The sequence below is a fragment of the Actinocrinis sp. genome (assembly GCF_035650855.1).
GTDB lineage: Bacteria > Actinomycetota > Actinomycetes > Streptomycetales > Catenulisporaceae > Actinocrinis.
This window is the reverse complement of record NZ_DASRGV010000344.1, coordinates 1-7,687: the sequence shown is the minus strand read 5'-3', so window position 1 is coordinate 7,687 and position 7,687 is coordinate 1. Positions and strand designations below refer to the sequence as shown.

General features: G+C 70.3%; 19 protein-coding genes. 3 read left to right on the top strand and 16 right to left on the bottom strand.

From position 1 onward, the window contains the following. The first annotated feature begins 148 nt into the window (after nucleotides 1-148). Nucleotides 149-361, top strand: coding sequence for a hypothetical protein (locus VFB40_RS24495; RefSeq protein ID WP_324854612.1), 213 nt, complete (start codon nucleotides 149-151; stop codon nucleotides 359-361). A 39-nt stretch (nucleotides 362-400) separates the two neighbouring features. Beyond that, a complete protein-coding gene (locus tag VFB40_RS24490) occupies nucleotides 401-607 on the top strand; it encodes a hypothetical protein (protein WP_324854611.1) in 207 nt (68 codons plus the stop codon). Here VFB40_RS24490 and VFB40_RS24485 read toward each other — a convergent pair. The 3 genes from VFB40_RS24485 to VFB40_RS24475 are packed head-to-tail and all read right to left on the bottom strand — an operon-like array spanning nucleotide 582 to nucleotide 2,387. Further along, on the bottom strand, nucleotides 582-1,070 hold the full coding sequence (locus VFB40_RS24485) for a hypothetical protein (RefSeq protein WP_324854609.1): 489 nt from the start codon (nucleotides 1,068-1,070) through the stop codon (nucleotides 582-584). The two genes, VFB40_RS24490 and VFB40_RS24485, sit on opposite strands and share 26 nt — an antisense overlap. Next, a complete protein-coding gene (locus VFB40_RS24480; RefSeq protein WP_324854607.1) occupies nucleotides 1,067-1,891 on the bottom strand; it encodes a hypothetical protein in 825 nt (274 codons plus the stop codon). The genes VFB40_RS24485 and VFB40_RS24480 overlap by 4 nt, the downstream gene beginning before the upstream one ends. Beyond that, complete coding sequence (locus tag VFB40_RS24475) at nucleotides 1,884-2,387, bottom strand: DUF6221 family protein (RefSeq protein ID WP_324854605.1); 504 nt, start codon at nucleotides 2,385-2,387, stop codon at nucleotides 1,884-1,886. Before VFB40_RS24475 ends, VFB40_RS24480 begins: the two co-directional genes overlap by 8 nt. A gap of 129 nt (nucleotides 2,388-2,516) precedes the next feature. On the opposite strand from VFB40_RS24475, the gene VFB40_RS24470 reads away from it, so the two are divergent. Continuing rightward, nucleotides 2,517-2,945, top strand: a complete 429-nt coding sequence (locus tag VFB40_RS24470; RefSeq protein WP_324854603.1) for a hypothetical protein — start codon at nucleotides 2,517-2,519, stop codon at nucleotides 2,943-2,945. A 376-nt stretch (nucleotides 2,946-3,321) separates the two neighbouring features. Here the strand turns inward: VFB40_RS24470 and VFB40_RS24465 are convergent, their stop codons facing one another. From VFB40_RS24465 to VFB40_RS24405, 13 genes are all read right to left on the bottom strand, one after another. Beyond that, a complete protein-coding gene (locus VFB40_RS24465; RefSeq protein WP_324854601.1) occupies nucleotides 3,322-3,741 on the bottom strand; it encodes a DUF6221 family protein in 420 nt (139 codons plus the stop codon). Beyond that, the gene (locus VFB40_RS24460) at nucleotides 3,734-4,024 is read right to left on the bottom strand and encodes a hypothetical protein (RefSeq protein ID WP_324854600.1); all 291 of its coding nucleotides are present in this window, start codon (nucleotides 4,022-4,024) and stop codon (nucleotides 3,734-3,736) included. Before VFB40_RS24460 ends, VFB40_RS24465 begins: the two co-directional genes overlap by 8 nt. Further along, nucleotides 4,014-4,235: a hypothetical protein gene (locus VFB40_RS24455; RefSeq protein WP_324854598.1), complete on the bottom strand. Its 222-nt coding sequence runs from the start codon at nucleotides 4,233-4,235 to the stop codon at nucleotides 4,014-4,016. Before VFB40_RS24455 ends, VFB40_RS24460 begins: the two co-directional genes overlap by 11 nt. A 196-nt stretch (nucleotides 4,236-4,431) precedes the next feature. After that, nucleotides 4,432-4,614 (bottom strand): hypothetical protein, encoded by a 183-nt coding sequence (locus VFB40_RS24450; protein ID WP_324854596.1) that lies wholly within the window; start codon nucleotides 4,612-4,614, stop codon nucleotides 4,432-4,434. A 180-nt stretch (nucleotides 4,615-4,794) separates the two neighbouring features. Then, complete coding sequence (locus tag VFB40_RS24445; RefSeq protein ID WP_324854594.1) at nucleotides 4,795-5,031, bottom strand: hypothetical protein; 237 nt, start codon at nucleotides 5,029-5,031, stop codon at nucleotides 4,795-4,797. Next, entirely contained in the window at nucleotides 5,024-5,398 is a 375-nt protein-coding gene (locus VFB40_RS24440; protein ID WP_324854592.1) for a hypothetical protein, read from the bottom strand. The genes VFB40_RS24445 and VFB40_RS24440 overlap by 8 nt, the downstream gene beginning before the upstream one ends. Further along, nucleotides 5,391-5,648, bottom strand: coding sequence for a hypothetical protein (locus VFB40_RS24435; RefSeq protein ID WP_324854590.1), 258 nt, complete (start codon nucleotides 5,646-5,648; stop codon nucleotides 5,391-5,393). Before VFB40_RS24435 ends, VFB40_RS24440 begins: the two co-directional genes overlap by 8 nt. Continuing rightward, nucleotides 5,641-5,856, bottom strand: coding sequence for a hypothetical protein (locus tag VFB40_RS24430; RefSeq protein WP_324854588.1), 216 nt, complete (start codon nucleotides 5,854-5,856; stop codon nucleotides 5,641-5,643). Before VFB40_RS24430 ends, VFB40_RS24435 begins: the two co-directional genes overlap by 8 nt. A gap of 2 nt (nucleotides 5,857-5,858) precedes the next feature. After that, the gene (locus VFB40_RS24425; RefSeq protein ID WP_324854586.1) at nucleotides 5,859-6,044 is read right to left on the bottom strand and encodes a hypothetical protein; all 186 of its coding nucleotides are present in this window, start codon (nucleotides 6,042-6,044) and stop codon (nucleotides 5,859-5,861) included. Then, nucleotides 6,045-6,275, bottom strand: coding sequence for a hypothetical protein (locus VFB40_RS24420; protein WP_324854584.1), 231 nt, complete (start codon nucleotides 6,273-6,275; stop codon nucleotides 6,045-6,047). Beyond that, on the bottom strand, nucleotides 6,268-6,792 hold the full coding sequence (locus VFB40_RS24415; RefSeq protein ID WP_324854583.1) for a hypothetical protein: 525 nt from the start codon (nucleotides 6,790-6,792) through the stop codon (nucleotides 6,268-6,270). The genes VFB40_RS24420 and VFB40_RS24415 overlap by 8 nt, the downstream gene beginning before the upstream one ends. Then, the gene (locus VFB40_RS24410) at nucleotides 6,785-7,315 is read right to left on the bottom strand and encodes a hypothetical protein (protein ID WP_324854581.1); all 531 of its coding nucleotides are present in this window, start codon (nucleotides 7,313-7,315) and stop codon (nucleotides 6,785-6,787) included. Before VFB40_RS24410 ends, VFB40_RS24415 begins: the two co-directional genes overlap by 8 nt. Then, nucleotides 7,312-7,515: a hypothetical protein gene (locus tag VFB40_RS24405; protein ID WP_324854579.1), complete on the bottom strand. Its 204-nt coding sequence runs from the start codon at nucleotides 7,513-7,515 to the stop codon at nucleotides 7,312-7,314. Before VFB40_RS24405 ends, VFB40_RS24410 begins: the two co-directional genes overlap by 4 nt. Between the last annotated feature and the right edge of the window lie 172 nt (nucleotides 7,516-7,687).

Sequence of the window (7,687 nt, the reverse complement as noted above, 5' to 3'; positions counted from 1 at the left end):
GACAAGCCGCAGGCTATGGAGCGTGCACTGGAGTCGTACGCGGCTACGCTGCGCGGGCTCGGCTACGAGGCGGAGGTGCGCACGCTCGTAGGGTCGCTGCGCGGGGTGTTCGTCCGGCGCACGGATCAGCGGCGGAGGGTGGCGAGCGATGCCTAGCCCGACCCGTTGGCAGAAGATCGTGGTCGTCGGCCTGCCGTCGCTGATCGGCGCGGTGTTCCTCGTCGCGTTCTTCACCCACGGCGCGGCGCACTGGGCGGCGTCCGGCGTGTACGGGCTGCTGAGTGCGGCGTTGGTGTGGTGGTTGCGGCGGCAGGTGCGCCGCAACGATTCTGGTGCTGGTCGCGGGCGTTCTGCGGTGTAACGCTCGCGCGTGTCGGCGGCCTGCGGTTCACTAAGGGCTGTGACCGCGCCGTGGGAGTTGCTGGAGCGCCTGGACGCCGCCGCGCTCGACAGCGACAACGTGCACAACGACGCGTGCGGGCAGTTCGATGAGCGCGGCCCGCAGCCCTGTTCGTGCGGGATACCCGGGCTGTTGCGGGACCTTGCTGAGTGGGCGAGCGCGCAAGCGATGGATGCGGCGGTCAGCGAGGCGCAACGCGCGGCGTGACCTCGACCGGCGGCGGCGTGTGTCTTGGGCAGTCGCGGTCGGGCATGTGGATGGAGATCAGCGCCGGGTCGTGGCCGGTACGTGCAGCGGCCAGCGCGCGCAGGTGCTCGCCTAGCTGGTGATCGGTGAGCGCGGCCGGCCACGGGAACGCGACCGGGCCGCCGGGCAGCGTCAACTCGAACAGCCGCCAACCCGCCAACTGCGGGTGCGCGCAGTACGCGCCGCGCAGGTGCAGCAGCCGGTTGAAGTCGTCCGGGTGCATCGGGATCCGCGCCTCGGCGTGCGCCATCGTCCACGTGTCTTGTGGCGAGAACAGCATGCACGAGCAGTGGGCGCCCATGTGGTCGGCGAGCTGGTCGAGCGGGTGTGGGGTGCGCCGGCCGGTCCATAGTTCCTGGAGTGCGTTGTCGAACTGGGCGCGGGTCAGACGGGTAGCGTGCCGGTCGTTCGGCCACTCGCTCATCGCCGCGCCCACCGCGGGCAGTCGTGCGGTCGCCCGTGAACCCAGGTGCCGGAGTCGTACTGCTGGCAGCCGATCCGCGTGTTGCGGCCGTGTGACGGCAGGCGGTCCTCCTCGTCGGACGGGAGGGTCGCGCGCGGCAGCGGGAACCCGGCGCCCAGCACCGGCTGATCGCCTTGCAGCCGCTGCCGCATCGTCTCGATCGCCTCGTACGGGTCGGCCACTCCCCCGACGCTCTCCAGCAGCCCGCTGAACGCCGGCGGTCCTGCGGTCCCGTACAGCAGCAGGTTCTCCATCGCGGCCGACGCCTGATCCCACACGGCGCGCTGCACCGGGTTCATGCGGGCACGCGCCTCAGCAGCTTCGGCCTCGATCCGCTCACTGATCTGCGCGAGGGTCGGCTGCGGCGGCGGCTCGTCGAACACGATCCCGGCTGGCGGCGTCCAGCAGCCCTGCGCGCAGTCCTGCCCGTCGTGTGGGAACCCGGTCTCGTCGAACGCGTCCTCGCCCGGGTGTCGGTGCATCAGCCAGCGCGCGTACTTGCCCTTCTCGGTCAGCCACGCGCTGTACACGCTGCTGCCGTGCTCGGTCAGGCCCACACGGTCGAGCTGCGAGAGCACGATCTGTATGCCGCCGGTGGTGCCGATCAGGTCGGTGTACTGGTCCCAGGCGGTGCGTTCGTGGATGGCGTCGAGCAGGTCCAGGACGAGGGTGTAGCCCTCGGCGGGGTTGCCGCAGCCGCACATGCCCAGTCCGTCCACGGTGCCGTAGAACAGCGCGTAGAGGTGCTGGATCTCCCACTCGTCGTCGCGGGTCTCAGTCATCGCCGTCCCCTGTCCGTTGGTGTCCGTCCGCGTCCGGGGCGTGCAACGGCTCGTCGGGTTCCCAAATCCGTGCGAGGGTGTGGATCGCGCCGCGCGCACACATCCGCGAATCCGGGTCCGGGCTGCGTTCCGCGATCCGCTCCAGGTCCGTGAGTACATCCCCGAGCGCGCCGCACTGGTCCAGCACCCGACGGGGAGGATGCCGTGCGATGTGCACCCCGTTGCTGCGGGCCACGTCCCACGCCACGTACTCCCCGATCTGGTCCGGCTCGGTCTCGTCGGCGGTCACGACGTTGACTTGGATCAGCGGCAGGGTGTCGTGTCGGGTCGCGTGCCACTCGCCTTGGTCTTCGCAGGCTCGGGCGGTGGCTTCGTCTTCGGCGAGTTGTTTCCGGGCGCGCGCTGCGGCGTGCTGGGCGGCTGCGCGCTGGGGTGGCTCGATCTGCTCGAACGTGACGGGTCCGATGCCGGGGGCGAGGTCGCGAGGCGGTGGCACGGGGAGATTACGCGGGCGCGGTGCGGATGTTTCGTGGTCCACGCGGCCAGTGTCGCACTGGTCGGCGGCCGTTCGTCGCGGGTTTCCGGCCGCGACGCAACAGAACACCGGCCGCTCTACGCTGCGGTCATGCGCCTGCTCCCCCGCCGCGAACCCGCGCCGCTCACCGCGACCGTCGTCTACGCCAGCGCCATGCTGCACGAGGAATGCTCCGGCCGCGTCATCTTCACCTGGCTGCAAGTGCCATTGGAGAACGCGCACGACATCGCGAACGAGCCGCTGGTGCGGGTGTACGCGTACTCGTGGGACGAGTACGGGCGCGAGCGGGCGTGGGCGATCGACGTGCTCGCGCTGGTCGACGCCGAAGCCGACGAGCTGATGGATCAGGCGCGCGGGGGTCTGCTCGCGGACATCGCCTCGGGCCGGGTAGAGCGCGGCACGCACGATGACCGGTGGCGGATGCGGGAGCTGGGTACGTCGTCGGATCGGCGTGAGCGGGTGTTGGCGGCGTATTGGAATGCCGAAGTGCGGGCGATCGGCGAACGGGTGCGCGAGTAGGCGCGGCGCGGCAGGCCGACCCGCGTACCAGTCGGGCTGTCCGGACACTGCATCAGCGCTTCCTGCCGCGCCGCCTTGGGGACTGTCCGCAGGTGCGACCTGCGGTTGCTGTGCCATCCCGCGCACCGGCACCGAGGATAGCGCGCAAAGCGAAGCGCCCCCGAACTCCACACCGGGGGCGCTTCGTTCCCGCAGCTACCGGCCGATCGCGCTTCCCCGCGGGGGCCCGATCTCGCGTCCGGCGCTCCCGCTGCGAGTCAAGAGCGTCTGCGGCCACGGGCTGGTCGGCTGGTCAGCCTCCAGTATCGCGCTGTTCGGTGGTGCACTGCCGAACACGGGCGAACACCGCTGAACGATCCCGAACGCTACCGACCGATCACGCGACGCCCCACTGTTCTTGCCATCCCGGGCGCCCCGCGTACGGCACGGCCACCAGTCGCACCGTCGAGCAGATCTCGAAGTCGTGGTAGTACCGGCACCGGTCGATCTCGCCCTGGTGGTCGTAGCCGGAGCATTCGTGGCCGCCGGTGTGCAGGTCGAGGATCCGCCGTTTCGCGTCGATCTCCGCGAGCACCCGGGCCGGATCCCACCGCGCGATATGGAAGCCATACCCCGGATCGGTGCAGCCGTAGGCATCCGCGAGGAACGCGCCGGGATGGTTGGACGGGTCGTCCTGCGGGAAGATCCCGTTCTCGTCGGCGGTCCAGATGCGGCCGCCGGATGCCTTGATCGCGCGTTCCGCGAGGCGCTGTTCCTCGTCGAACTGGACGCGCAACCAGGACGCCAGGTCAGTCACGAGCCAGCCTCCCGTCCCGGCAGCAGCAGTAGTCACCGCAACCGCGCACGCCCTCGTAGCCTTCGTCCTCGCATGACGTGCAGCACAGACCGCGGTGGTACTCGGAGTGGCAGTAGAACAACTCCCAGTCGCGCCGCGGCCCGAGTTCGGTGCGGAAGCGCTGGAACCAGCGGACCTGGGAGCGTGGGCCCCATTTGGTGATGACGTCGGGGATCTGCCCGTTTACGGGTGGATGTTGCGGCTGATAGGTCGGGTCGTCGAGCGGCGCCAGGTCAGCGGGCATCCGGGTTGCCGTCCTTCCATGCCGCGAGCACCGCGGACTCCCGGTCGAACATGTGCGAGTCCCAGTGCCAGCGCGGTTTCTCGCACACCGAAGCCTCGCCGTCAGCGACCAGGCCGTTGTACTTCCAGCAGGGTTCGCTGGTGTGCAGGTATGCCTGGTCGAGCAGCCACAGGAACAGGCGGCCGGGCAGCGTGGGGCGTCTACGGGGCATCGGTCGCCTCCACGCTGAGCGCCGTATCCAAGTCAGACACCGGCCGCCTTCCGTTCGCGCTCGTCCCAGCACGCCCAGTGTTCCAGCCAGTCGTCGGAGCGCCGCCCGTGCGCGTCGCGCCACACGCCGCCTCGGCGGCCGAACCATACGAGGCGCCCGCAGGTCCGGCACCGCCTACGCCACCTGATCACTGCGCTCACACGTCCTTCCCGATGCCGTGCGGGCACAGCCACATCGGTTCGTCGGGCGGGATGCGGCAGTCGTCGCCGTAGCCTTCGTGGATGTCGTCACACCAGCCGCACCATCGGGTTCCGTCGCGTGGGATGCCGTGGTCGCAGCACAGGGGGCAGCGCGCCGCGTCAGGCTTGGATTGCGACATCATGCCTCCACTCCGATTCGACCGCGCCGCCGGGCCCACCACACGTCTAGGCGGCTCGCCCGATGCCAGCCACCGGCCCGGGTGAGGCTGACGGGCTGGGCTTTCCACCAGATGCCGCAGTCGGGGCATTGGCGTACTTCGAGGCGCCGCCAGGTCCATTGCCACCGGGGGCATTCGTGCTCAGCCACCGTCGGCCTCCCTGATTCCGAGCCGCTTGCGGATGGTGCGGACGGTTTCGCACGGCCAATACACCAGCTCGTGGTCCACGTCGCCGAGGCCGTAGCAGTGCTCGCACACCTGTCGGCCGTAGACGGTCATGCCGGGCCGGTGGAGGCCCACCACGTCGGCGACGGCGCCTTTCAGGCGGTCGAGCGTGTCCTGCGGGTCGGTGATCGGCGCGAGCCAGTCGTCAGCCACCGCCCGCCTCCGCGCTCAGCGGCCCGTACCGGTCGGCGACCTCCTGCAAGTCCAGGATCCACAAGCCGTGCACGTCCGCGCTGACGTTCTCGAAGATCGGGGTGAGCCGGTCCGGGCGCCACCCGAACATCCTCCACCGGTCGCCGTCCGCTCCGGCCAGGACCCGGTCTAGCGGGTAAACGATGCCGTGGCGTCCGATCCATTCGGTGGGGGCTGCTTCGGTCTTGAGGTCGGCGATGAGCCGGTCGGCGGTGTTGAGCATGCGGATGATGTCGTTGAACATCGCCGCGTTGCCCTCTGCGGTTCGGGCCGCTCTTTGGCGGATTCGCGCGGCTTGCTCGGCGAGTTCGTCGATCACGTCAGCCACCGTCCGCCTCCACGCCGAGTTCCTTCGCGATCGCGCGCACCGTCACGTCCATCTCGAACGGCACCTCGCACTGGTAGCACACGTGCAGTTCGCCGTCGTTGTGGTGCTTGTCGAGCACCGCGATCAGGGCGGCGCGCATCCGGATCATGACGTCGTGGTCGCGGTGCGGGCAGCCGTCGCGCCACGTGCCGCAGAAATCGTCGAGCCAACCGTCCAGCTTCGCCCGGATCTCCGCGTCCAAGTCAGGCACGGGCCGCCCTCCGTACCGTCCACCAGCGGGCACGCCGCCAGCCCCGGAACCGCAACACCCACGCCCGGCCGCAGTCACAGCGGATCACCTGCCCCTCGATGAGACCCACGAGGGCGCCCCGCTCGTCGACCAGCGGCAGGCCGTTGCCGCCGGGCAGGTCGCATTCGTGTGTCCGGCACCGGATGACACCGATCTCCTGATAGCCCACGATCAACCACTCTCCCGGGCCCAGTCGGCGATGCCCGCGCGCAGCCACAGGGCCTTGTCGAAGGCATCGTGCCAGTTGTCGAACGGAATGGGCGCCCGGTCGGACAGCTCGACCCCGTCGAAGGTGATGCACGCGAGCCAGCGGTCCCGGGATTTGCGGACGCGACCGCGGAAACGGTACCGGGCCACTTATGCCGCTCCCCCGTCCTGCCATTCGTTCCACCAGGTAACGGCCTCGTTGACCTCGGCCGCGCGCGGTGTGAGCGGTGACCCGGGTTCGCGTCGCAGCCACGGCAGCAGGCCCCTCGCGCGCCGGTGGGCGTCCAGGACGAGCGCGTGTGCGGCAGTCGGCTCCTGCCCGACCGTGACGGTCGGCAGGCGGCCGAACAGTGATGCCGGGTCTCTCGCCAGGTCAGGCACGTGCCACCTCCGCGGTCTCGGCGGCGTGGCAGGGGTCGCACAGGGGCAGGGTGCGTTTCCCGCCGGACGGCAGCGGGTGCGTGATGCTGGTGGTCGCCCGCGCGTCGCAGCGGTGGCCGGGGTCGGGGCCGCACACGTGGCAGCACACCGCGGACTCCGCCGGCCAGTCCGCGTCTGCCGCGTCCTCCAGCTCGGCGGTGCCGCCAGGACGGGCCGCACGCCCGATCGCGGCCACGGCCCGGTGCGCCTGTTCGGCGAGCGGCGCCAGTGCCGCGCCCATGGCCGTGAAGGCGCGTTGCAGTTCGTTGGCCTGCGCCGTGACCGTGACAAGCAGGTCGGGCGGCGGTACGACCGGTGTGAGCGAGCACCGGCATCTCGTGGCACCGAACAACACGCTGGGGTCCGCAGGCAGTTCCAGCACCGGGCGCTCCGGCGGGAGCGGGTAGTCGCTGTAGTTCGCGAAGAAGAACGGGACGTCCGTCTCGTCACGGTCGAGGTCGCCCGCCACGTCAGGCATCGCCGCTCTCCTTTACCCGGGGTCGCACGGTGACGTGGAACGCGCCCTCGACGGCTGCTTCATCGGCCCACGTGTACGGCGGTGCGGGCTTCGCGCACATGCGCACGCCGACCGCGTCCGGGTGCAGTTCGGTAGGGCCGGGCGTGTAGCCGAGATCCAACCAGCCGTCCTCGGCCGGGCTAGCGGCGTCAGTCATCGTCGTCGCCTTCGTCAAGGTGTTGGGCGAACAAGTCCACGAGCCCCTGCGTGACTGACACTGTGGCTGCGGCGTTCTCGGCCGCCTGCCGCTCGGTGGCTTCGATCTGGTCGAGTAGGTGGCCGATGACGGTGTCGCGTTCCCGGTCGGCCGCGCGGCGTCGAAGGTCGCGTCGAGCAGCCAGCCGTCGCCGTTCGCGGTGCGGTGCCATGCGTACGCTGTGCTGCCGGTGGCTTCGGCTGCGGCTTCGGCGGTCGGGTAGCCGTAGGTGATCTCGGCTGCGGCGTCGGGGTGCGGCCAGTGGTACAGGTCGAAAACGGTCTTCACGGCTCGTTGTCCTCGTTGTCCTCGTTGTCGTCGGGTTCCCAGTCGGCGCACGCCTCGCAGGTCGCGTTGCCGCTGTTGTGGGCGAGCAGCCCGCCGGGGAAGGTGCCGTCGCCGCGGTCGCATAGGGCGTGGCCGGTGGGGCGGCCTCGGGCGTCGTGTTTCTCGACGTGCGTGACGGGCTCGGTCGCGATGTCGGTCATGCCGTCCATTGTCCCAGCTGGCGCCCACACTCGGGCCTGTTCACCGAGGCCTCGTGTCTGGCTCGTCCGGGCACGGGGACCTCTTCCGCGTAGTGGTCGAGGTCGATGAGCGTGTCGGTGTGCTGCCATTCGCTTTGGCTGCCCCAGGTGTCGTGGCCGGCGTCGGAGATGA

Coding starts and splice junctions, on each gene's coding strand:
- VFB40_RS24495 (WP_324854612.1), top strand. CDS start 149: ATGCCTAGCCCGACCCGTTGGCAGAAGATCGTGGTCGTCGGCCTGCCG.
- VFB40_RS24485 (WP_324854609.1), bottom strand. CDS start 1,070: ATGAGCGAGTGGCCGAACGACCGGCACGCTACCCGTCTGACCCGCGCC.
- VFB40_RS24480 (WP_324854607.1), bottom strand. CDS start 1,891: ATGACTGAGACCCGCGACGACGAGTGGGAGATCCAGCACCTCTACGCG.
- VFB40_RS24470 (WP_324854603.1), top strand. CDS start 2,517: ATGCGCCTGCTCCCCCGCCGCGAACCCGCGCCGCTCACCGCGACCGTC.
- VFB40_RS24460 (WP_324854600.1), bottom strand. CDS start 4,024: ATGCCCGCTGACCTGGCGCCGCTCGACGACCCGACCTATCAGCCGCAA.
- VFB40_RS24455 (WP_324854598.1), bottom strand. CDS start 4,235: ATGCCCCGTAGACGCCCCACGCTGCCCGGCCGCCTGTTCCTGTGGCTG.
- VFB40_RS24450 (WP_324854596.1), bottom strand. CDS start 4,614: ATGTCGCAATCCAAGCCTGACGCGGCGCGCTGCCCCCTGTGCTGCGAC.
- VFB40_RS24415 (WP_324854583.1), bottom strand. CDS start 6,792: ATGCCTGACGTGGCGGGCGACCTCGACCGTGACGAGACGGACGTCCCG.
- VFB40_RS24405 (WP_324854579.1), bottom strand. CDS start 7,515: ATGACCGACATCGCGACCGAGCCCGTCACGCACGTCGAGAAACACGAC.